Genomic DNA, 22,793 nt, shown 5'->3' on the forward strand with positions numbered 1-22,793 from the left:
AAGCATCTTGGCGCGGCGCAAAAAGTCGAACATTGAGCCACACAACCTTCCCTTCCGTTCGGTTGCTGATCGATGGCCGAGCGGATGCTCCCTTTGTTCGTCTTGTTTCCTGGCGTTCGCTCGGTCCAGCATCGGTGCGGTTCAATCCGTTGCTTGCCTTTCTCCGACCTCACCCTATCCTAAGGATGCATGTCACAGGCTGAAAACATTGAATTTTCGACGGCACTTTTTGTGCCCTCCCTCTTCTCCTCTCGCTATTTTCATCCGCTCCGGCCACTCCAACTGAGCAATTGGGAGAGCATCTCTGCACTGGGAGACCTGGCTTTCTTCCTCGATCTTGACGGAACTTTGCTTGATCTTGCGCCTACACCGGATGCCGTTAAAGCGGAGCCGGACTTGCAGGACAATCTGCAACGCCTCTCTGAGCGCACCCATGGCGCAGTGGCGATTGTAACAGGACGTTCCGTGGCCTTTGTGGAGGCTTTGTTTCCCGCTCACCCATTTGCGGTTGCGGGGCTGCATGGCGCAGAGCTTAAGCTAAATGGACAGGTGGAAGGATGCAACGGTTCTGATATTTCTTCTCACAGCGAGGATTGGGGAAGTTATATGACGGCGCGAGCCAATGCGAAGGCTGCTGCGTCAGGGCTTTCCGGCGTAATTTTCGAAGACAAGGGCAGGGCGTTCGCTTTGCATTATCGCCGCGCCCAGCATCATGCGGCGGCCGTCCTCGAGATCATGAAACAGGCCGTCGTGACGGCGGGCGTCACCTATAGTTTGCAGGCCGGAAAGTTCGTGTATGAGGTCAAGCCGGGGGGGCGCACCAAGGCCACAGCTGTGAACTTCTTCATGCAAACGCCTGCCTTCAAAGGGCGATTTCCCATTGCCGCGGGCGATGACCTGACCGACGAAGCGATGTTTGCGGAAATCAACACCAGAGGAGGGGCCAGTATACGCGTCGGTCATGTGACGAACGGAAACAAAACCTGTGCCTCAATGGTTATCCAAACTCCGACACTATTAAGAAACTGGATCAGGAGCATTGGTTGTGAAGAGGTTGAATGAGCGTCTGCGTGGATTTTCGTCGGCTCAGCTGAAATTGCAGGAGACATGTTCGTGAGCAGACTGGTTGTTGTTTCCAATCGCGTCCCCGACCCGGACCGCCCGCCACAGGGCGGGCTGGCGGTAGCGGTCCAGGCTGCCTTGAACGAACGCGGTGGCATCTGGATGGGGTGGTCGGGGCGCACAAGTGGCGCAAAGGAACCCGGCCCACTGACGATCCGCGAGGAAGGCGCCATTACCTACGCCCTGTCCGACTTGTCCGATCAGGATCTTGCCGAATATTATGCGGGTCTTGCCAATAGTGTGCTTTGGCCGCTGTGTCATTATCGGATTGATCTGACCGATTATGCACGTCGGGATATGGCCGGCTATCTCAGAGTCAACCGGCTGTTTGCCGAACGTTTGAGGCCGCTCATCCGCGCGGATGATGTCATCTGGATTCATGATTATCATCTTTTGCCGCTGGCAGCGGAGCTCAGACAGATGGGCGTCACCAACCGGATCGGCTTTTTCATGCATATTCCATGGCCCTCGCCGGATGTGTTTTTTACTTTGCCGGTACAGGCTGCTCTATTGACTGCCATGACGGCGTTCGATCTCATCGGGTTTCAGACCGAGGATGATGCAGAAAATTTTGCGCTTTGTTTGCGTCGAGGTGGCGTAGCCAATCCCGTCGACGGAAAGCCAGGTCTGTTCGACAATCCGCTGCGGCGCTTTCTCGTCGGCGCCTTTCCGATCGGCATTGATGTCAGTTCTTTTTCAAGCGCCGTCCCATCCGCCAGCATCAGTTCCACAATAAAGCGGTTTCAGCAGTCCCTGGAGGGGCGCGATCTGATTGTCGGGGTGGATCGCCTCGATTACACCAAAGGGATACCGGAGCGCTTGCGCGGCTTTCGCCGTTTCCTTGAGGTTAATCCGGCCTGGCACGGGCGCATCACCATGCTGCAAATCACCCCGAAAAGTCGCTCTGATGTCGCCGAATATGACGCGCTGCAACACGAAGTCGCTGAAATCGCGGGACATATCAACGGTGCAATGGGCCGGCTCGATTGGACGCCGGTGCGTTATGTCAATCGTGCCTTTGGTCAACAATTGCTTTCGGCAGTCTACCGCATGGCGAAAGTCGGGCTGGTGACCCCGCTCCGCGATGGTATGAACCTAGTCGCAAAAGAATATGTCGCAGCACAGGATCCAGAAAATCCCGGAGTTCTGGTTCTTTCGCGCTTTGCTGGGGCAGCCCATGAACTGGGCGAGGGTGCACTTCTGGTCAATCCATATGATGTTGAGACCATTGCTGACGCCCTGGCGCGCGCAGCGTCCATGCCGCTTGAGCAGCGGCGACAGCGCTATCAAGCAATGATGGAGGCTGTGACAACCAATGATGTGTTTCATTGGTGCCGGCATTATCTTGATCAGCTTTCCGGATCGCCACCGGATCCGTAAAATTCGATATGCAAAGCCGACCGTGCGAGACGGTCGGCTTTTTGATTTCTAAAGCCAGATGGTCAGGCTGCGAGCGCCTCATCGGCTGCAGTCGGCACTTCCGATATCGTCTTAAGCACCTGAGAAGCGATCTGATATGGGCAGCCCTGGGAATTGGGTCGACGATCCTCGAGATAGCCCTTGTAGTCGTTCTGGATGAAGGAATGTGGAACGCGGATCGATGCGCCGCGATCACCAACACCGTAGGAGAACTTGTTCCATGGAGCCGTCTCATGCTTGCCGGTCAATCGCATGTGATTGTCGGGTCCATAAACGTCGATATGGTCCTGAAGGTTTTTTTCAAACTGTGCCATCAAAGCTTCGAAATAGGCTTTGCCGCCAACTTCGCGCATGAACTTTGTCGAAAAATTGCAATGCATGCCCGAACCGTTCCAGTCGGTGTCACCAAGCGGCTTGCAATGGAATTCAATATCGATTCCGTACTGTTCGCAAAGGCGCAGCAGAAGATAGCGGGCGATCCACATCTGGTCAGCGGCGCTGCGCGACCCTTTACCGAAGATCTGGAATTCCCACTGGCCCTTGGCGACTTCCGCATTGATGCCTTCGTGATTGATGCCGGCTTCAAGGCAGAGATCAAGATGTTCCTCAACGATCTTTCGCGCGATCGAACCCACATTCTTGTAGCCAACACCGGTGTAATAAGGGCCCTGGGGTGCCGGAAAGCCCTGTTCAGGAAAGCCGAGTGGTCGACCGTTCTCGTAGAAGAAATATTCCTGTTCAAAGCCGAACCATGCGTCTTCATCGTCAAGAACTGTGGCGCGACTGTTGGAAGGATGCGGGGTGACACCGTCCGGCATCATCACTTCGCACATGACAAGCGCGCCATTGCTGCGCGCCGGATCGGGATAGATCGCGACAGGCTTTAGAACGCAATCCGAGCTGCGGCCCTCGGCCTGCATCGTCGATGATCCATCGAAGCCCCAAAGAGGAAGCTGATCAAGGCTAGGGAAAGCGTCATATTCCTTGATCTGGGTTTTACCACGCAGGTTCGGTGTCGGGGTGTATCCATCCAACCAGATATATTCGAGCTTAAATTTTGTCATCGCCTAGTCTCTTTTGTTCTGCGTCTGAAACCAAATTGTTGCGGTGTCACCGGCATTTGCCGACAGCACCGCGCCTGCCATCTACCAAGCAAGTGTCGTGCCAGTTTGAAATCAGCGGGGGCATTGACGTTAAAAGCCTTGATGGTGCCGATAATTGGCGTCGGCAGGATCAATCATTCGTCTGATAGGCTGTCAGCTGCTGGTTGCCTGCGCATACAAAGGTTTACTGCTGTACAAAAAATAGGCAGCTGGCCAAAAAAACGTCACTGCTGCATCCGCTTTCGACAATTCCAGCAGGGCCGCGCTTATCGCTTGGGATAACGGCCGATCGGCAGCATCATCGGGCGCCCCGAGGTCGGGTCGGTAATGATCTGACTGTCGAGATTGAAAACCGCGCGGACGGTATCTTCGCACAGAACGGCATCTGGCGGCCCTTCGATATGCAGCTTTCCCGCCTTTATGGCAATGAGATGATCGGCATAGCGCGCAGCAAGATTGAGGTCATGTAGCACCATAACAATGGTTGTCTGCCGCTCTCGGTTGAGATCGGTGAGCAGATCAAGGACCTCGACCTGATGACTGATATCAAGGAAGGTGGTTGGCTCGTCCAGCAGCAGGATCTTCGTTTGCTGGGCGAGCGCCATGGCGATCCAAACCCGTTGTTTCTGACCGCCGGACAGTTCGTCGACCATCCTGTCGGCGAGTTGCAGGGTTTTCGTCGCACAGAGCGCTGCGGCAACCGCTTCATTATCGGCGCGGGTCCAGCGGGAGAAGATACCCTGATAGGGGTGTCGGCCGCGGCTGACAAGATCGGCAACACTGATGCCATCGGGTGCAATAGGCGATTGCGGCAGCAATCCGAGCGAACGGGCAAGGATACGTGAAGGCATCTTATGGATGGATTTTCCATCGAGCAGCACGGTGCCCTGCTGCGGAACGAGCAGACGTGACATGGTGCGCAGCAGGGTTGACTTGCCACAGGCATTGGCGCCGACGATCACCGTTATTTTTCCTGAAACAATGGTGAGGTCAAGCTCCTTGAGGATCAGATTATCGCCGTAACCGCTTGATAAGCCTTTCACTTCTAGAGAGAGGTTAGTCATAATGTACCCCCGGTCCGGTTGACGCGTATAATGAGATAGATCAGGTAGGGTGCGCCAAGAGCGCCGGTGATAACGCCGACAGGGTAGCGTCCGGGTAACAGGAATTGACCGATATAATCACCCACCAGTACAAGAATGGCGCCGATGAGGGCGGCAGGCAGCAACAGCGATCCATTGCTGCGGAAAATGCGTGCGGCAATCGGACCGGACAGAAAGGCGACGAACGAAATTGGACCGGCAATGGCGGTGGCAAAGGAAATCATCCCCACCGCAGCGATGATGATAGTGACGCGTGTACGTGCCACATTGGTGCCCAATGCGGCAGCAGTGTCGTCCCCCAGTCGCAGGATTTCAAGATCTCGCTGTCTGCTCAGCAGCAGCCCGCCAAAGATCATCAGGGCAAGAAGCAGTGGAGCGAGTTGATCCAGTCGCGCGCCGTTGACGCTTCCGGTGAGCCAGCGCATTGCTTCCTGCAGGTTCCAGGCAGGGGCGCTCGACAGAACATAGGCGATGAAGCTTTCGAGCATGGCCGATACCCCGATCCCCACCAGAATGAGCCGGGTTCCCGCCACGCCATCTCGAAAGGACAGAGCATAGACCAGCATGGCAATGGCGAGACCACTGAGAACCGCAAAGATGGAAACGGCTGCACCATTCATAGAGAGAACAACAATTGCAAAGACGGCCGCGGCGCTGGCACCCGAACTGATCCCGATAATGTCAGGGCTTGCAAGAGGATTGCGCAGCATGGTCTGAAACGCCACTCCGCCCAGACCGAAACTCAAACCCGCGAGAACCGACAGGAGCGCGCGCGGCAGCCGAAGTTGTCCCACCGTGAAGCTTGCTCCAGGGACGCTTTGCCCGAGCAGCACCTTGATCACCAGATGCGGTGGGGTGAAGGACTGTCCCAGCGTTAATGTCAACGCAAATGCTGCGATCAAAATGACGATCAGACAGGCCAAGCGGCGGTGTCGGGCCCGCATGGCGACCTGGCGACGGCGCAAAAGCTGATCGCAAACCGAGCCAGACATAGTCACAACTCCCGAACCCGCTGACGTCGGACGATGTAGATGAAGAATGGAGCGCCAAGGAAGGCGGTTATAATTCCAACATCAATCTCCGTCGGCCGCGCAATGACCCGTCCGATTATGTCGGAGGTAACAAGCAGGACGGCGCCAGTGATTGCCGAAAAGGGTAGCAACCAGCGATGATCGACACCAATTAGCAAACGACACAGATGCGGCACGACGAGACCTACAAAGCCGATTGGACCGCAAATAGCCGTGGTCGCGCCGCATAAGAAGATTGCTCCGATCGCTGCACAAAGACGTGCGAAAGCGACGTTTTCTCCCAGTCCCGCTGCAAGTTCCTCGCCCAATGCGAGTGAATTCAGTTTTCGGGCACTCAATAGACTGATCACCAGCCCAAACACCAGAAACGGCAATACATGGACGATCCGATCGAAAGTGGCGCCGCCCACGCCGCCGATCTGCCAGGCGCGGATGCTGCCGGCCAGATCTGCCCGCGGCAGAATGATTGCCACCACGAGAGAAGAGAAGGCAACAGAGGTTGCAGCGCCAGCCAAAGCGAGTTTGAGCGGGGTGGCGCCCCCCCGACCCAGCGAGCCCACGATATAAACAAAGGTAGCCGCGGCGCCCGCGCCGCCAATGGCCACCCAGATAGGAGCATAAGTCGATCCGATGTTGAACCAAGCTATGGCGATCACCATCGCAAGCGCGGCGCCCATATTCACACCCAGGATCCCAGGATCAGCCAGCGGATTGCGCGTGATCCCCTGCATCACACAACCGGCAAGGCCGAGAGCCGCGCCAGCAATGATCGCGAGTAGCGTCCTGGGGATCCTCAACGCAACGGCTGCTTCGCCCATCGTTTCGCGATGCCCATTGAGCGCATTGAGGATTTCTGCCAATGACACGGCGCGCGTCCCCAGACCTATCGAGAGGCCACTAGCCAAGACAAGAATGGTGGCGAGTAACAACAGCCATAGCAGTCGGGATTTATTGGAGCCGGCAGCGTAATAGTGATGTGCTGATGTATCGAGGCGAACCGCGTTCATTTCGATTTGTCCGCAGCGCCTGCGAGCAGCGCAACATAGTCCTTCAGCACGAAAGGGATCGACAAGGGCGTTGGATTGGCTGCGGTGCCGAGCGGATCGCGACCGAGCATAACCAATGCATCATTTTTGACCACGGGCAGTTTGGACAAAAGTGGGTTTGATTTGAGGGCTGCAGACAAAGATTGGCCACCATAAGTGACGATAATATCGACGTCATCGAACAGATCGACCCGCTCCGAACTGATGGAACCGGAAAACTGACCGGGTTCAGATGCTGCTATCACGCTTTTGGGAGAAACCAGGCCAAGATCCTGGAAAAACTTCACCCGTGTGTCATTGGTGGTGTAGAAATGAATGGTGCTTAAATCGCCAGCATCAAGATGGGTGACGAACAGCGCAGACTTTGCTTTTAGCTGCGGAAAAGCCGCCAGCGTTTCGGTGATCTCGGATTCGATCTTGTTGATCAGTGCATCGCCTTGGCTTGCCAGGCCCATGGCGGTGCTGTTGAGCCGGATCATCTGGCGCCAGTCGGTCGACCAAGCAGCATCGGGATAGGCAACCACTGGCGCGATCTGACTTAATGTCTGATAATCGGATTCGCTCAATCCCGAATAAGCCGCAAGGATCAGATCGGGGCTGGTCGCCGCAACCGCTTCAAAATCAATTCCATCACCTTCGTCGAAAAGCACGGGCGTTTCAGCACCGAGTTGGTTCAGCCGTTCTGTGACCCAGGGCAAGACTCCGTCGCCATCGTCATCTCCGAAATTTGCCGCAGCCATGCCGACGGGGACAACCCCCAACGCAAGAGCGACTTCGTGATTGGCCCAAGCCACACTGGCAATTCTCACCGGCTTTTTCTCAATCATCGTCGTTCCGAAAGCGTGCTTTACGACAATTGGATAGCCTTGTTCTTGCTCGGATTTCGCAGCTGTGGGCGCCAAGACCACACCACAGATCGCAGCAAGAAGGAACAGGGAGCGGACAAGGCTTTGCATCGAGATACTTTCGCGGGCTGTAAAACTTGTGTTTCAGTCTCAGCTTAAAGCGCGAGCGTCAAGGCCAGCAGCGAATGCCGGGCAATATTGCGCTGAAATAACCGTCGCTTTCTACAATAATGCTGGATTTTACAATACTGGATAAATAGTCTCAAGTTAGTGGAAAGCCCTCAACATAGCGGGATATCGCGGGGGCCAGACAAGGCTATTGTCTCACGCCCCGGACGTGTCTGCTGGTAACCGAAGCTCTAATCCGGAACAACATCATGGTAAGCACACTGTCTGAAGACAATCGGTCAATCGCAGAGCGGACAGGAACCAAGCTCTTGCTCAGTTGTGCGGCATGGGTGATGTTGATGCCTGCGAATGGTCGAGCGCAGAGTATCCCGCAGCAAAAGCCCGAAACTGCGACGGTCATCCTCGAGACGATTACTGTTGATGGCAAGGGCTCCGATGATGATAGAAGCACGATCGTTGCGACACGTACGGTGAGTGGCAGCAAGCTGGCGACGGATATTCTCGAAACCTCCGCCTCTGTGTCGGTTATTACTGCAAAGGAAATCCAGCAGCGCGGAGCGCAGAGTGTTGAACAGGTCTTGCAGTACACCGCCGGCGTTTCCACCGACTTCTACGGTTCAGATGATCGTTTTGATTTCTTTAAAATTCGTGGCTTCGATGCAACCACTTACCGCGACGGCCTCCCCCTGGGACGCCCGTTTGGGGGCATTCGGGAAGAACCCTATGCCTTCGACCGTGTCGAGGTTCTTAAGGGCGGAAACTCAACGGTTTTTGGTGTTTCAGATCCCGGCGGTTCAGTTAATTATGTCAGCAAGCGACCGCGCAATGAACGGTTCGGTGAAGCCTATGTGACAGGTGGCTCATTCAGCCGCAAGGAAGTGGGATTTGATTTTGGCAATAATCTTACCCCTGATGACACAGTGTCCTACCGGTTGACGGGAAAGTTCCGCGATGGAGATGCCGAATATGATTACTCCCGCGATGATGAAAAGTTCATTATGGGTGGTTTGACTTGGCGACCCGATGACGCCACCAATCTGACGATTGTTTTTGATCACCTTCATAAAAACGGTGTGCCAGGCAGCGGTGGCCATCCGGTGGGCACGGATTTCAGCCGCAGCCGCTTTTTTGGGGAACCTGACTATAATTACCGCGGTACGGATCGAAACAGCGTCAGCGCCATGTTTGATCATGATTTCGGCAACGGGTTCAGCCTGCGTGTCAATAGCCGCTACAGCAAGCAGAGCACGGATTTCGGCTATGCCTACATATCCTCGACGCCTTCTGATGGTTCGACCATTGCCGGACGCTCCTACTTTGGCAATGAAGCGTCGGGAAACAATTTTATTGGCGATGCGAATGTGACCTATGAAACGGATTTTGCCAATGTGAAAAGTCGCACCATGCTTGGCCTGCAATATAATGATTACAAAGCCAACAACGCGACGCGGTTTGGGAGCGCACCGAGTATAGACTGGACAAATCCGGTTTACACAGGAGCGCCGGCGAGCGTGCCGCTCTTTAGCAATGTCGCCAGCAAGCAAAGGACGACAGCGCTTTATCTGCAGCAGGATTTGACAATAGCCGAGAAATGGATTGCCAGCATCGGCCTGCGCAATGACTGGCTGGATTTGCAGCAGACAAACTTGATCAGAAACAGCAGCACCCAAGCGGATTTCGATGAGCTGACCAGCCGATTTGGCCTCACCTATAAGGTCAGTGACGCATGGGCTGTCTATGGCAGCTATGCGCAGTCAGTGGCCCCACCCGCCATCGGTGTGGATCCGGAGCGCGGCGAGCAGTTTGAAGTTGGTGTCAAATATCGCCCGGAAGCCTTTCCAGCGCTGTTCACGCTTGCGCTCTATGACCTGACGAAGAACAATATCTCGATCACTGATCCCATCACTGCGCAGCCAAGCACGATTGGTGAAATCCGCGTCCGGGGCATTGATCTTGAAGCCAAGGCGGAAATCACGGATCATTTCAGTCTCACCGCGGCCTACTCCTACCTTGATCCCGAAATTGTAGAGAACGGGGGAGACGGAACGGAAGGCAACAAACCGCAATTTGTCTCTAATCATCTGGCTTCATTATGGGCCAACTATACCCTGCCTGGCCACGGCAAGATCGGAAATCTTACCCTTGGCCTGGGGACGCGCTATACCGGGGCCTATTATTTCACGGCCGCCAATAATTCGGGCGCTGATGCGAGTGTGGTCTTCGATGCGGCGCTCAGTTATGAATTCCTGGATAAGTCGACCCTTGAAGTCAATGTCAGCAATCTGTTCGACAAGAAATATGTGGCCTATGGTGGCTTTGGCGCAGATTTCTATAATCCGGGCCGTGAAATCACCGCGACATTGCGTCGGAGCTGGTAAAGGATCACTGCGTGCGCTTTATGATCGGGCGCAAGGAGCGCCGCCGAACAGCGATTAAAGGCCGTTATGATCAAGCCGGCGCCAGGCGGCCGGAGTTTCGCCCACCACCTGTCGGAACACTTTGGTTAGGTGGGCTTGATCCGTGAAGCCGAGTTGAGCGGCCACCTCCGCCACTGTGGCCTCCTTGAAGCGCAAAAGCTCCTGTGCGCGATCAATCCGCTTGGCCAACTGCCATTGTAACGGTGTCTGGCCTGTGGTCTGTTTAAACACATTCGAAAACCAGCTTTCGGACAGACCCACAGTTGCGGCCATCTCTGAAACACTGAGGCGACCATTGTGACTGACGCCTATTCTTGCGTTGAGCTTGTTCAACTGAGCTTGTGTCAATCGGCCATTGCCCGGCCTCTTCTGGTCACACGCAGTGACAAGCATTCGTGCTAATATAGTGCCGATGAGATTCTCGACATACAATGTGTGCTGAGAGGGATTGCTGACTTCCTCTTCGAGCAACTTTGCGAGCACTTCAAGGGCGCCGATATCATGCAGTTCAACAGGGCTGCGCATCGTGGTCATCGCGAGCGAGATCCCAAGGGATGGACGCAGATATTTGAGCAGGCGATCTTTGTGAAAGTGTAGATTGAGATGAGAAAAGCGGTGCGCTGCGACCGTGCTTGTCCACAGCGGTACACCAGCCGGAATGTAAATTGCCCGCGCCATGGGTCGTCGGTGGCTTTCGCCAAAGCGCTGCTGGTTCGATATGCGAATTTTCGACGAGACATCCTGGAAGAAGATCATGATGCGCGGATCATGTGACAGGAAATAACCCGAAGCGCCGGAGGGACTTTCAGCCTCCCAAAAGACGCTGACCAATCCGTCCAGAACGCGCCATTTCACCGGGGCGGTCACACGGATACCGTCCGCGTTCCAAATCATCGAATGCCAAAAGCTCAATCTGAGAAATGTCCTCGTCAAGGCGACCACCTGGCGGTGCCAGCTGTCAGGGATTAAAGATGAGTAATTTAATCACCTTCATATGAGATGGCAAGTCGTGAAAGGGACGGCGAAAGAATGCCTATGCACGGTTGAACACGGTCATGATCGCGACTTGAAGCAACGTCTGACTTGTGCCAGCATTGGCCAGAGGAGGAGGATCATGGTGTCGGCACTGTCGCACATCAAGGAGATTGAGCGCGTCGCCATGGGTGGCGCCTCGGATCGTGATCGTCCGGTGATCCAATCCTGGCTACGTTGTCTCAACGATTATCAACTTAATCCCGCTCAGACCCAGCAAGCTTATATCGTGCCCGATACATTGCTGCGTGAGCATCGCGAGCAATCGGAGGAACTTATTCGCATCGGGCGTAGCGGTCTTGAAGCCCTCTTCAGGCAGGTTGCAGATCAGAATTATGTTTTGCTGCTTTCAGATGCGCGCGGCGTCACGGTTGAATTCATGGGCGATCCGACATTCGATAATCAGTTGCGCAAGGCGGGTCTTTATCTCGGATCGGAATGGTCGGAAGATCGTGCAGGAACATGTGCCGTCGGCGCCTGCATGGTTTCGGGCAAACCGGTAATCATTCATCAGGACGATCATTTTGATGCCTGCCACATCGGCTTGACCTGCACGGCTGCGCCCATTTTCGATAAGTTCGGTGATCTTTCGGCGGTGCTCGATATATCGCAGCTGCGCTCACCAACGGCAAAAGCCAGCCAGCAATTGGCGTTGCATCTGGTTGCGTCAACCGCGCGGCGGATCGAGCTTGCCAATTTGATGACCCGAGCGGGCGAAGACTGGGTTCTGCGTCTGGCAAAATTACCGGATTTTCTCGATGTCGATCCGGATGCAGCACTCACCGTCAACGGCAATGGTATCATCACGGGCCTGACGCATGGCGGCTTTGGCGCAGTTGCGCGCGCGATGGGCCGCCCTGATCTTGCGACAAGACAGTTCATCGGCAAGCCGATTTCCGACGTCTTCGATATCGAGATCGAGCAATTTCCGACGCTGATGCGAGGACGACCTAACGGTGAGCGTCTGCTTGAGGCGCGCAACGGTCTCACCCTGTTTGCAAGTGCGATTGCCCCTGTCAGCAGTTTCCGCACCTCAACGCCCAGTCAGGCCACCCGTTTGCCTGCCGCCCTTCGTCAGTTGAGTTTCGGTGATCCGGCCATGGAGGCGCTCCAGGCCCGCGCCGCACGACTTGCGGACCGCCATCTCCCCATTCTAATCAGGGGTGAAACCGGCAGCGGCAAGGAATATCTGGCACGCGCCATTCACGACAGCAGCGCTAAACCCGGTCCGTTTATTGCGGTCAATTGCGCGGCTATACCCGAACAGCTCATCGAATCCGAGTTGTTCGGCTATGTGGCAGGTGCTTTCACCGGTGCGACGCAAAAGGGAAAGATCGGGCTCATTGAGGCGGCCAATGGCGGCACCTTGTTCCTCGACGAGATTGGCGATATGCCGCTTGTCCTGCAGAGCCGATTGTTGCGTGTTCTCTCGGAAAGCGAAATCCAGCCGGTGGGTGCGCTGAAACCGAAGCCCGTCAAGTTCCGGCTGTTGTCAGCATCCCATCATGATCTGGCAGTTCTCGCCGCCCAGGGCCGGTTTCGCGAAGATCTGCTTTATCGTCTCAATGCGGCGACACTGACCCTGCCTGCACTGCGCAACCGGCAAGACTTCGATAGTCTCGTTGACCACCTCTTGCGCCGCATCGGGGATGAAGAGGGTGAAAAGCTCACGATTGACCGCTCAGCGAAGGCGAAACTCGCTGTCTATCGCTGGCCGGGAAATCTGCGTGAGCTGGACAATACGTTGCGTGTTGCAGCGGCAATGGCGGCCAGTCAGATCATTACCACCGACTGTCTGCCCGATCATCTTCAACCGGATATTTTTGAGAACAATGATCAGCCAACCCTGCGCAGTCAGCTTGACGCCTGCGGCAACAATATCTCAGCGCTGGCTCGAAAACTGGGCGTCAATCGGTCGACGATCCATCGTCGACTGAAACAGTCCCAAATATGATGCAGGAGTTGCAACACCTGTTGCATCCAACCTGTTGCATCCGTTTAGGCTGAATCGTCTCCCGAGGATAAAATCATACGAAAACAGTAACCTATTCTTTGAACAGCAATTGGCATGCGGCTTGCTTTTTCTTCCCATGAGGCAAATGGAGGAGAAATATATGCGTGCATTGCGCTTTTATGCTGCCAAGGATCTGCGCGTTGAAGACGTGCCACCACCTGTTGATCCCGGCCCGGATCAGGTCGTGGTCCAAAACCGTTTCTGTGGTATTTGCGGGACCGATCTGCACGAATATGCCTATGGTCCCATTTTCATTCCTACAAAGCCGCATCCCTATACCAAAGCGATTGCCCCCCAGATCCTGGGGCATGAATTTGGCGGGGTGGTCAAAGCGGTGGGTGCGGATGTCAGCCACGTCAAGATCGGGGACCGCGTGTCGGTACAACCCTTGATCATGCCGCGCGCGGGCGATTATTTTGCCCAAAGAGGTCTTTATCATTTAAGCACCAGTCTGGCACTTGCGGGATTGTCCTGGCATTCGGGCGGCATGGCCCAACAGGCTTTGCTCAACAGTTACAATGTCCAGCCGATTCCCGATAACCTCAGTGATGAAGAAGCGGCGTTGATCGAACCTGCGGCGGTAGCGGTTTACGCCTGCGATCGTGGCGGTGTCACGGCTGGCAACAGTGTGCTGGTGACGGGCGCTGGCCCTATTGGCATTCTGGTTGCAATGGCAGCACGCGCCGCAGGCGCTTCGCAGCTATTTCTGTCTGATCTCAATGAAACGCGGTTGCAGCTTGCCCGGGAAAAGCTCGGTGATGTGCATACCATCAATCCGAAACTAGAGGATGTTGGCGAGGTGGTGCGTGCGGCAACTGAAGGCAATGTCGGCTGTGACGTAGCTATCGAATGTGTTGGCAATGAACATGCCTTGAAAAACTGCACCGATGCCGTGCGCAAACAGGGCGTGGTGGTACAGACCGGTCTTCACCCGCATGAAAACCCGCTCAACTGGTTCGATGTCACTTTCAAGGATATCGATATCCGGGGTGCATGGGCCTATCCCACGCATTATTGGCCGCGTGTCGCCAGGCTGATTGCGAGCGGCCAGATCCCAGCAAAAAACATCGTGACCAAGACAATCGCGTTGCAGGATGCCGTTAGAGAAGGCTTTGACAGCCTGCTCGACCCTGCCGGCACCCAGCTCAAAATACTGATCGATCTTAAACGCTGACGCATGCAACGCCGCGCTTGGGAGAGCTAGGCGCCAACATCTATGGGAGGAAATTTAATGCTTGAGAAAACACCAAACGTGCGCGTGCAGGCCTTGCTCGAAAGGTTCGGCGCAGCACTTGAAGCGGGCCGCATCGACGAGGCGGTTTCGATGTTTGTAGATGATTGCTACTGGCGCGATTTGGTTGCCTTCACCTGGAATATCAAAACTGTGGAGGGGCATGAGCAGCTGCGTGACATGCTGCAATCGCAATTACAGTTGATAAAGCCGGTTCAATGGCGTGTTGCGCCGGGGGAAGCGGCGACGGATGCAGATGGTGTAACGGAAAGCTGGATCTGTTTTGAAACTGAAGTCGCACGCGGCTACGGACTTATTCGTCTGAAGGGCGGAAAAATATGGACGCTTCTCACCGTCATGTCGGAGTTGAAAGGCCATGAGGAAAGATCCGGCTTGACCCGGCCGCTCGGGGCAAAGCACGGTGAGAATCTTGGTGCGAAGACCTGGAAGGAAGAGCGCGAAGAGGAGGAGCGTAGCCTTGGTTATCAGACACAGCCCTATGTGCTGGTGATCGGTGGGGGGCAGGGCGGCATAGCGCTGGGCGCGCGCCTGCGTCAGCTCGGGGTCCCAACGATCATTGTCGAGCGCAATGCGCGTCCGGGGGACTCATGGCGCAAGCGCTACAAGTCTCTCTGTCTGCATGACCCGGTTTGGTACGATCATCTGCCTTATATTGACTTCCCGAAAAACTGGCCGATTTTTGCGCCGAAAGACAAGATTGGCGACTGGCTGGAGTTCTACACAAAGGTGATGGAGCTTAATTACTGGACGCATTCCACGGTGAAGTCGGCAAAATGGAACGATAGCAACAAGGAGTGGTCGGTTGTCATCGACCGAGATGGCGAAGAAATCACGCTGCGGCCCAAACACCTGGTTTTTGCTACCGGCATGTCAGGCAAGCCGAATGTTCCGAGCATCAAAGGACAGGATCATTTTGAGGGCGAGCAGCAACATTCGTCCCAGCATCCGGGACCGGACGGCTATCAGGGCAAGAAGGTCGTGGTCATCGGGTCGAACAATTCTGCCCACGATATTTGTGCAGCCCTTTGCGAAGCTGGGGTTGATGTGACGATGGTTCAGCGCTCATCGACGCATATCGTCCGCTCGGAGCCTTTGATGAAACATGGGCTGGGCGCACTCTACTCGGAAGAGGCGGTGCAGAACGGCATCACGACCGCCAAGGCCGATCTGATCTTCGCTTCGCTTCCCTATCGTATCATGCATGAGTTCCAGATACCAATCTACGACAGGATCCGTGAGATCGACGCCGATTTCTACTCAGCACTTGAAAAAGCTGGCTTCCAACTCGATTTTGGTTCCGATGGATCGGGGCTGTTTCTCAAATATCTGCGACGCGGGTCCGGCTACTATATCGATATTGGTGCTTCCCAGCTCATCATTGACGGCAAGATCAAGCTTGCTTCGGGGCAAATTAATGAGATCACAGACAACAGTGTCAGACTTGTCGACGGCACGGAATTGCCGGCCGATCTGATCGTTTATGCAACCGGCTATGGGTCCATGAATGGCTGGGTTGAGGACATTATTGACAAGGAAACGGCAGACAAGGTGGGCAAGGTCTGGGGTTTGGGTTCTGAAACGCCCAAGGATCCCGGGCCGTGGGAAGGTGAACAGCGCAATATGTGGAAGCCGACGCAGCAGGAAGCGCTGTGGTTCCATGGCGGCAACCTGCATCAATCGCGGCATTATTCGCAATATTTGTCGCTTCAGCTCAAGGCGCGAATGGAGGGGATATCCACCCCCGTCTACGCATTGCAATCCGTCCATCATAAAAGCTAGGCAGAAATGGCGCGCGCTGACATCGCGCGCCACCTTTATCCTGCATCCTGCTGTTGCGAACTGACCAGCAATTTGTCAATGCGTCGGCCATCCAGGTCGACGATCTCGAAGGTCCATCCATTCCGACTGAAGCTTTCGCCGACGTCTGGCAGATGCTTGAGCTCCTCCAGGACGTAGCCGGCAATCGTATTGTATTCAACATCATCCTCAATCGGAAAGCGCATGAACTCGGAAAATTCGTCAATCGGCATCCAGCCAGAAACAAGATAGGAGCCATCGGCGCGCCGCACGATGGCCTGTTCTGCAACGTGGTCTTCCTGCATGACACCAATAATGGCTTCCATCACGTCGCCGGCAGTGACGACGCCCTCAAAATGACCGTACTCGTCATAGACAAGCACCATATGGGTTGGAGTACCGCGGATTGCTTCAACCACGTCCAGCGCATCGGAAAAGTCGGAAACCACCGGAACATCCTTGACGATGTCGCGGATCCGCACATCGCCACTCGTTGAGAGGTGATGAAAGAAGTCACGAGCCTGGAGCACACCGATAATTTCCTCAGAATCCTCACCACGAACCGGAAGCCGGGAGCGACTGCTGCTTTTGAGCTGGTCGCGAATCGTCTCGATATCGTCCGAAATATCCACCATTTCCACATCGAGCCGCGGCGTCATCAACCCCCGAGCGGTCCGATCAGCCAGACGCATCACGCCGGCGATCATCCGCGATTCTTCCGTCTCAATCACGCCGGCGTGGTGTGCTTCTGCAAGCACGGATTTGATTTCCTCATCGGTGACACTGTCTCCAGATTGCCCCGATTGCCCGAGCATTTTGAGCACAAGTCGGCCGGATGTATCGAGCAACCACACCAATGGCGCCGCAAGTTTTGACAGAAGAACCATGGCGGGAGCAACGCGGCTTGCAACGACTTCCGGCTCACGCAAGGCGATCTGCTTGGGGACCAGCTCACCAACAATCAGCGAGAGATAGGTAATGCAGACCACCACTGACCCCACACCCAATGCATCGGCAATTGAAGGGGACAAACCCTGATTGACCAACCAGCCGGTCAGTCTCGCGCCCAGCGTGGCGCCCGAAAATGCACCTGACAAAATGCCGACCAATGTAATGCCAATCTGCACGGTCGAGAGAAAACGTCCCGGGGTTTCCGCCAGGGAAATAGCAATCTGGGCGCCCCTGCTTCCCTTGTCGGCCATAACGCGTAGGCGCGCCGGCCGTGATGACACAACGGCAAGCTCAGACATGGCCAGAACACCGTTTAGAAGCGTGAGAAGCACGACAATGATGATTTCAAGATACAAATTAGGTCCCCGAACATGATAGGAAAGCGCATATGAAACGGAAATTATCAGGTAAAGTTGCAAAAGGCGACATAGCCAAAGCCATGTTAAGAGACAGTAAGCGCTCGAAAGACCCGATTTTGAACGCACATCAAGGATAGCGCCACCGCTGCCATGTCCAATTATGCGGTCGTTGACCGCGCAACGCATTGTGCCAGGCCCTTTGTCCTCGCTTCGGCAAGTCCGGATTTTCGTCGTTCGGCAAGCATCCCCTCAATAAATAATTGGGATTTTCTTGGGTGGTCGAAAGGAATAGAATAAGCCCACACGGATTTCCGTCGTAGTTCTTGCCTTCCTGACAGCGCCAACCTTTCGAGCCACAGATACGGTTCAGGGATGGGAAGTCAAGGTTGGCCGAGCATAGGGATCGGATGGTCTGGTGGGCGTACTCCTCCCGATGAATGGCAGCGGCCGTCGTCTGGGTTCGGAAAGTGGAGGCGTCCGGGAATGCTTACGCAGCGCATCGTTTGTCGGCTTTATCGAGGCGGGTTTCCATCCTTGTTGCATTTTTGGCATCAGCGTTGGTGATCCTGGCCGACAGGATCGTGTTTATGTGAAACCATTTCTGGCCCCGTCGGTCTGGTCAATGAACGAAGATCCTCGTGGGCTGAATTCAGTTAAGACGGGGTATTGATGGAACGTTTTCCTCAGTCGGAAAAACTCGAGAAGAAATTCGATGCGGCAGCCGCATTTTTCCGTGTCATTGGATATCGGAAGCGTTTGCTCGTCCTGTATTTTCTTCTTGAGGAAGAAAAGTCGGTTGGCGAGATCGCACGCGCCATGCGAACCGGCCATTCTGCCATTTCGCAGCATCTGGCAGCATTGCGGCGGCTCAACCTTCTGGAACGTCGCAGAGTGCAGCAAACCGTTTATTACAGGGTTGCCTCCGCACATGTTTACTGGATTGTGGAGTTCTGCCGCACAAATGATCTCGTACCGCAGCCGGTAATGGCAGCAGCCTTGCTGTCTGAGGCGCCCTATGAGTGACTGTCGGGCGCGGGCATCGTAGGCTGTATAAGCATCGGCGATCGGAACGCTTCTTCCCTTGAGCAGGGCTATACTAGCACGTGTGCAAGCGAAGGGAGGCGCGTGGCGAGTGCTGCCACTTCAAATGAGAGAATGACCTTAGTTCAAGACATAAGCTCTCTTTAGCAAATAGCTGTTCTATTTAGTATAAAGCGACGCTTGCAGCTGTGCGTTTAACACCAGCCAGTATGGCTCAATTCCTTGCCACGCAACGAATGCTGCGTGTTGTGCGTACTGAAATGAGAAAATCATCAATCTCCGCGCAGTCCAAATAGGGTGTCAAACGGAACCCCGTGAGATCAGATGCGTTTTAGCAGATATCAACAGACGCTTGCCGAGGGCAGCGTCGCAGACATGAAACAGTTTGGGCCTGCTTGGCCCAGACCTTAGGACATGCACCGGCGACATGTATTTGGGATCAATCAGCAAAGATGCCGCTGCCCGGGTATCTGAGGCATGAGGACGGACGATATGATTGAGAACGGCTATAAGCTTAGAGAAGATGATGACGGAACCTGGTCGGTCATTGAAGCCTACAGGAACGAACCCGCCGAGTTCGACGGGAAACTCCAGACCGGACTTACGGAAGCGGAAGCTCACGAATGCCTTGTGCAACTGACCCGCAAATTTATGGAGCGTCAGCACGAAGGCGGGAGCGGCCGACTGCCCTAGCAGGCGCTCGTAGGGTCGTTGTTGCTGCATAAGGTGCAAGGGCGGCGTCTCACAGTGGGGGACCTGTTTACAAGTCGTGGCTGTGGACACGTCATCGCTGGATGTCCTGAGTCAAAATGAGGCGGGCTTGCTCGTCTGGTTACAAGGGCTGTCTCAAACCGTTCATCGATTGGCTCTCCGTGAAATGCTGGATGCATTCTGGAGAGGCTCCTGCGTTCTGTGCTTGAATAGGCTTGTCTTCAACTCCCGTTCGGAAGCGCAAACTCCGCATCTATGATTTCCGCAAGTTTTGGCAGGACAGCGGAAGCCGTTGACCCAGAGCATCTTCCCCACAGGTGTGACCAAGACGCATCCCATCGCTCATTGGGATGTTTCCTGCAATCGATCATAGCTGGTCGCTAAAGCCCAGGCCACTCGAGCCGCCGGTGTGCCTCCTTCTGCCCTTTCCAGCGGCATCCCTACATCTGGGGAATTGCGCTCATAAAAATGCTACGGCAATTCATTCAGCTCTCAAACTAGAACTTATGTGTAGTGATTGACCAAATTTTTGATGATATTTTATGCCTTGCTAACATACCCGACACTCGCCGTGCCAAACAGGCGCGGAAGCGTGCGTCGCGATGAGTCTCCATCAAGCGAACAGTTCTGGAAGGCTGACCCAAAAATGTTGCGGTGATTGGACCACCGCGCCTGCAGGTCAAAGCGCACAACCCACGACTCCTTGTGATGCGATCTTTGCCGAAGCAAGGATTGATCTGTGGGGAAGGCGTTCATCATCTCTTTGTAAACAAAACATCCTAGCACTCAGAAAAACATTCTCTTTTCGCTTCTGCAGCGTTCCCTCGACGATAGATGCAGAGCGTCTGCAAGACCCAAATGGGATGCTCGACAGCGGGACGTTTCATTCCATTGACGAGGAAAAATGGTTCATCGTAAGTTGACAAATCAAAAAGCTAACAAAGTAGACTGGCGTGCAGGATTCTGGTTCGCGCAGAGCCTACGCATCGGCGTTGTGCCGCTTCCAATCTATCTGCTTTTAACACTGCTGATCATCGGCTTCGTATCAATCGACAAGGTTCCTTCTGATTTGACGATGGCAATTGGCATTCTGTCGGTTGGTGGATTCTTTTTCATGGAGCTGGGCAGGCGGATCCCTATTCTCGGCTTGATGGGCGGCGCTCCCATCATGACATTCGTCGTGCCTTCTGCCGCAGTCTTCTATGGGGTTATTCCGCCGTCAGTCGCGGCCGCTGTCACGACATTCTGCAAGCAGTCAAATTTCCTCTATCTTTATATCTCCGCTATCATTGTCGGAAGTATCATCAGCATGGACCGCTAGGTGCTGGTGCAAGGATTTTTGAAGATCCTTGTTCCGCTTGCTGCAGGTTCCATTGTAGCGTTTATCGTCGGCACCCTTGTGGGCATGGCGATGGGATTAACTGCCTCGCACAGTTTGTTCTTCATCGTCGCCCCCATTATGGCCGGAGGCCTGGGTGAGGGGGCAATACCGCTTTCTGTGGGATATTCTCTCATCCTGCATCAGCCGCAGGATACCTTGTTCGCACAGATCATCCCAGTCGTGATGCTCGCGAGTTTTACCGCCGTTCTTCTCTGCGGCCTACTCAACCTGCTGGGAAAATATCGTCCAAATTTCACGGGCGAGGGGCAATTGCAGCCGGGTACAGATAATGTGCGATCAAAAGTGAGGATATCGTCCAAACCCCTTGAAATCAAAGATGTTGCCGCCGCCGGTATTACGATCGTTAGCCTGTATCTGCTGGGCGTGTATATCCAGAAGCTAACCGCTTTTCCCGCACCGATAACCATGCTTTTTCTCGTCGTTGCGGCAAAGATCGGGCGGCTGTTTGATGAGGTTATCGAAAACGGTAGCCGGCAAGTTTACCGGTTCTTTTCCACCATTGTGACCTGGCCCCTTCTGTTTGCGATGGGCGTGGCACTGACACCGTGGGATACTTTCATCGCCGTGTTCACGCTTCCAACAGTGGTGACTGTGTTTGCCACAGTCTCCTCCCTCATTGCAACAGGCTTCATTACCGCAAGATGGGTCAGGCTCTATCCGATCGATACTGCGATTGTTGCAGGCTGCCACAGTGGTCAGGGCGGCACGGGCGACATCGCAATCTTGACGGCTTCCAACAGAATGGAACTCATGCCATTTGCGCAGATCGCCACCCGCATAGGCGGCGCTATCACCGTGTCATTTGCAATAATGATGCTGCGATTTATGGTTTGAACACCGGTCGGCGAGAAATCAGGTTTCTACGGCGGCCAATCTTAAGATGTTCGATTATGAAACGACGCCTGCATGCCACCCCGTCGATGAAACCGAGTTACAGTCCTAGCCACGTTGTTGGCGGTTCCGGAGGTCAGCGGTTGTGCTGCTCCGGAAAAGCCAGCTCATGTTAGCAGTGGACAAATTTGGGCAAAGCTAACTCTAAACCCAGGACAGTTCTTTCCGTCTGCCCGTTCTACATTCCGGTTTCGCGATTATCGCCCATATCGGGTTTGTTGCCGGTGACAGACGCAAAAAGCATTTTTGCTGTTGCAGCGACCCTGCCCGGGCCGTCCCAGAATTCTGCATGGTTTGGAGAAACCACGATCAGTCGGATGTCCGGGTCATCCTCTGAATCCCAGAATGCTTTTGCAAAAGGGGTCCATAATTCTTTGATCTTGGAGCGGTCATTTGAGATTTGAGCATCCGCTGCGATGAACAAATAGTCATTGGAGGATTCGTTGGAAAAAGTAAGCTGCACAGGTAATTTCCCGTGAATATCAGTCACTTTTTCACTGTCTACATCGGCAAGGAAATAAATCGTTCCCTCTTCTTCACGCACAATGGGTGTCATTGGGACTTGCTTCCCATTCCACCCGTAAAAGCACACACGGTTATCTGCCGCTATTTTCCAAGCACGTTTTGGGTCTGTTTCTGACATAATGTTGCTCCAGGCTATCAACTGAATTAGGCCCACCATGTTGACTTTCAACAAGGGAAGGGCACAGGTAAACTACACATGTGTGGGAGTGCGCTGACGCCAGTATCTGTTTCGCAAACGCGGCGCGAACCACCAAGAAATAGGTGGAGCAACGATCAAGCTCGTCGCTACACATAGCGGCAGAAGCATTTTCGCCTCTAGTGCAAGAGATGGCACCGAGAGTACCGTTATCGCGCCGATGCCAAAAACAACCGCATTAACGACGATACTAAGCAGCGCTGCTATATGAAACCGTATCGACATGTTTGTTCCTCCTCATACAGGCAACGCAATCGATCGCTGTCGGTTCCATCGTTCATCGACCCGAAACAGGGTGTGTTGGATATAGACCTATTAAGTGCCCCGGATGCCTCTTATCATTATCACCAGCTGCTTTTATGAGGGGCGAACAACATTGGTTCAAAATTCTACGCTTCGATCGAACG

General features: G+C 54.4%; 16 protein-coding genes and 1 pseudogene. 9 read left to right on the plus strand and 8 right to left on the minus strand.

Annotated elements, in window-relative coordinates:
- Positions 1-189 precede the first annotated feature (189 nt).
- Positions 190-1,062 (plus strand): trehalose-phosphatase, encoded by an 873-nt coding sequence (gene otsB / locus CEV34_RS15830; protein WP_094543960.1) that lies wholly within the window; start codon positions 190-192, stop codon positions 1,060-1,062.
- Positions 1,063-1,113: 51 nt separating this feature from the next.
- Positions 1,114-2,502 (plus strand): alpha,alpha-trehalose-phosphate synthase (UDP-forming), encoded by a 1,389-nt coding sequence (gene otsA, locus CEV34_RS15835; RefSeq protein ID WP_179253549.1) that lies wholly within the window; start codon positions 1,114-1,116, stop codon positions 2,500-2,502.
- A 62-nt stretch (positions 2,503-2,564) separates the two neighbouring features.
- Here otsA and CEV34_RS15840 read toward each other — a convergent pair whose 3' ends face one another.
- The 5 genes from CEV34_RS15840 to CEV34_RS15860 all read right to left on the minus strand — a co-directional run bounded on the left by CEV34_RS15840 (position 2,565) and on the right by CEV34_RS15860 (position 7,780).
- Complete coding sequence (locus tag CEV34_RS15840) at positions 2,565-3,605, minus strand: glutamine synthetase beta-grasp domain-containing protein (RefSeq protein WP_007880301.1); 1,041 nt, start codon at positions 3,603-3,605, stop codon at positions 2,565-2,567.
- Positions 3,606-3,910: 305 nt separating this feature from the next.
- A complete protein-coding gene (locus tag CEV34_RS15845; protein WP_094543962.1) occupies positions 3,911-4,708 on the minus strand; it encodes an ABC transporter ATP-binding protein in 798 nt (265 codons plus the stop codon).
- On the minus strand, positions 4,705-5,691 hold the full coding sequence (locus CEV34_RS15850) for a FecCD family ABC transporter permease (RefSeq protein WP_235819087.1): 987 nt from the start codon (positions 5,689-5,691) through the stop codon (positions 4,705-4,707). The genes CEV34_RS15845 and CEV34_RS15850 overlap by 4 nt, the downstream gene beginning before the upstream one ends.
- Positions 5,692-5,741: 50 nt before the next feature.
- Positions 5,742-6,785, minus strand: coding sequence for a FecCD family ABC transporter permease (locus CEV34_RS15855; RefSeq protein WP_094543964.1), 1,044 nt, complete (start codon positions 6,783-6,785; stop codon positions 5,742-5,744).
- Positions 6,782-7,780, minus strand: a complete 999-nt coding sequence (locus tag CEV34_RS15860) for an iron-siderophore ABC transporter substrate-binding protein (RefSeq protein ID WP_094543965.1) — start codon at positions 7,778-7,780, stop codon at positions 6,782-6,784. The genes CEV34_RS15855 and CEV34_RS15860 overlap by 4 nt, the downstream gene beginning before the upstream one ends.
- Before the next feature lie 266 nt (positions 7,781-8,046).
- Between CEV34_RS15860 and CEV34_RS15865 the strand changes: the two genes are divergently transcribed.
- Positions 8,047-10,176: a TonB-dependent siderophore receptor gene (locus CEV34_RS15865; protein ID WP_094543966.1), complete on the plus strand. Its 2,130-nt coding sequence runs from the start codon at positions 8,047-8,049 to the stop codon at positions 10,174-10,176.
- A gap of 54 nt (positions 10,177-10,230) precedes the next feature.
- On the opposite strand, the gene CEV34_RS15870 is transcribed toward CEV34_RS15865, so the two are convergent.
- Complete coding sequence (locus CEV34_RS15870; RefSeq protein ID WP_162733924.1) at positions 10,231-11,127, minus strand: helix-turn-helix domain-containing protein; 897 nt, start codon at positions 11,125-11,127, stop codon at positions 10,231-10,233.
- A gap of 202 nt (positions 11,128-11,329) precedes the next feature.
- On the opposite strand from CEV34_RS15870, the gene CEV34_RS15875 reads away from it, so the two are divergent.
- From CEV34_RS15875 to CEV34_RS15885, 3 genes are all read left to right on the plus strand, one after another.
- Positions 11,330-13,201, plus strand: coding sequence for a sigma-54-dependent Fis family transcriptional regulator (locus CEV34_RS15875; RefSeq protein WP_094543968.1), 1,872 nt, complete (start codon positions 11,330-11,332; stop codon positions 13,199-13,201).
- Positions 13,202-13,361: 160 nt separating this feature from the next.
- Entirely contained in the window at positions 13,362-14,435 is a 1,074-nt protein-coding gene (locus CEV34_RS15880; RefSeq protein WP_094543969.1) for a 2,3-butanediol dehydrogenase, read from the plus strand.
- A gap of 57 nt (positions 14,436-14,492) precedes the next feature.
- On the plus strand, positions 14,493-16,292 hold the full coding sequence (locus CEV34_RS15885) for an NAD(P)/FAD-dependent oxidoreductase (RefSeq protein ID WP_094543970.1): 1,800 nt from the start codon (positions 14,493-14,495) through the stop codon (positions 16,290-16,292).
- A gap of 35 nt (positions 16,293-16,327) precedes the next feature.
- On the opposite strand, the gene CEV34_RS15890 is transcribed toward CEV34_RS15885, so the two are convergent.
- Entirely contained in the window at positions 16,328-17,617 is a 1,290-nt protein-coding gene (locus CEV34_RS15890) for a hemolysin family protein (protein WP_094543988.1), read from the minus strand.
- Positions 17,618-18,289: 672 nt separating this feature from the next.
- On the opposite strand from CEV34_RS15890, the gene CEV34_RS15900 reads away from it, so the two are divergent.
- The 3 genes and pseudogenes from CEV34_RS15900 (at position 18,290) to CEV34_RS15910 (ending at position 21,608) form a co-directional block, all read left to right on the plus strand.
- On the plus strand, positions 18,290-18,643 hold the full coding sequence (locus CEV34_RS15900; RefSeq protein ID WP_094543972.1) for a metalloregulator ArsR/SmtB family transcription factor: 354 nt from the start codon (positions 18,290-18,292) through the stop codon (positions 18,641-18,643).
- Between the two features lie 495 nt (positions 18,644-19,138).
- The gene (locus CEV34_RS15905; protein WP_094543973.1) at positions 19,139-19,354 is read left to right on the plus strand and encodes a hypothetical protein; all 216 of its coding nucleotides are present in this window, start codon (positions 19,139-19,141) and stop codon (positions 19,352-19,354) included.
- A gap of 922 nt (positions 19,355-20,276) precedes the next feature.
- Positions 20,277-21,608, plus strand: a pseudogene (locus tag CEV34_RS15910) (2-hydroxycarboxylate transporter family protein).
- Between the two features lie 235 nt (positions 21,609-21,843).
- On the opposite strand, the gene CEV34_RS15915 reads toward CEV34_RS15910, so the two are convergent.
- Positions 21,844-22,308, minus strand: a complete 465-nt coding sequence (locus CEV34_RS15915; protein WP_094543974.1) for a pyridoxamine 5'-phosphate oxidase family protein — start codon at positions 22,306-22,308, stop codon at positions 21,844-21,846.
- Positions 22,309-22,793 lie beyond the last annotated feature (485 nt).

The organism is Brucella pseudogrignonensis, assembly GCF_002252525.1.
GTDB classification, from domain to species: Bacteria; Pseudomonadota; Alphaproteobacteria; order Rhizobiales; family Rhizobiaceae; genus Brucella; species Brucella pseudogrignonensis.

Excerpts from the sequence above, each read along its gene's own strand:
- CEV34_RS15905 (WP_094543973.1), top strand. The coding sequence starts at position 19,139 with ATGAGGACGGACGATATGATTGAGAACGGCTATAAGCTTAGAGAAGAT.
- CEV34_RS15845 (WP_094543962.1), bottom strand. The coding sequence starts at position 4,708 with ATGACTAACCTCTCTCTAGAAGTGAAAGGCTTATCAAGCGGTTACGGC.
- CEV34_RS15855 (WP_094543964.1), bottom strand. The coding sequence starts at position 6,785 with ATGAACGCGGTTCGCCTCGATACATCAGCACATCACTATTACGCTGCC.
- CEV34_RS15850 (WP_235819087.1), bottom strand. The coding sequence starts at position 5,691 with ATGCGGGCCCGACACCGCCGCTTGGCCTGTCTGATCGTCATTTTGATC.
- CEV34_RS15840 (WP_007880301.1), bottom strand. The coding sequence starts at position 3,605 with ATGACAAAATTTAAGCTCGAATATATCTGGTTGGATGGATACACCCCG.
- CEV34_RS15900 (WP_094543972.1), top strand. The coding sequence starts at position 18,290 with ATGGAACGTTTTCCTCAGTCGGAAAAACTCGAGAAGAAATTCGATGCG.
- CEV34_RS15875 (WP_094543968.1), top strand. The coding sequence starts at position 11,330 with ATGGTGTCGGCACTGTCGCACATCAAGGAGATTGAGCGCGTCGCCATG.
- CEV34_RS15885 (WP_094543970.1), top strand. The coding sequence starts at position 14,493 with ATGCTTGAGAAAACACCAAACGTGCGCGTGCAGGCCTTGCTCGAAAGG.
- otsB (WP_094543960.1), top strand. The coding sequence starts at position 190 with ATGTCACAGGCTGAAAACATTGAATTTTCGACGGCACTTTTTGTGCCC.
- CEV34_RS15880 (WP_094543969.1), top strand. The coding sequence starts at position 13,362 with ATGCGTGCATTGCGCTTTTATGCTGCCAAGGATCTGCGCGTTGAAGAC.
- CEV34_RS15915 (WP_094543974.1), bottom strand. The coding sequence starts at position 22,308 with ATGTCAGAAACAGACCCAAAACGTGCTTGGAAAATAGCGGCAGATAAC.
- CEV34_RS15860 (WP_094543965.1), bottom strand. The coding sequence starts at position 7,780 with ATGCAAAGCCTTGTCCGCTCCCTGTTCCTTCTTGCTGCGATCTGTGGT.
- CEV34_RS15865 (WP_094543966.1), top strand. The coding sequence starts at position 8,047 with ATGGTAAGCACACTGTCTGAAGACAATCGGTCAATCGCAGAGCGGACA.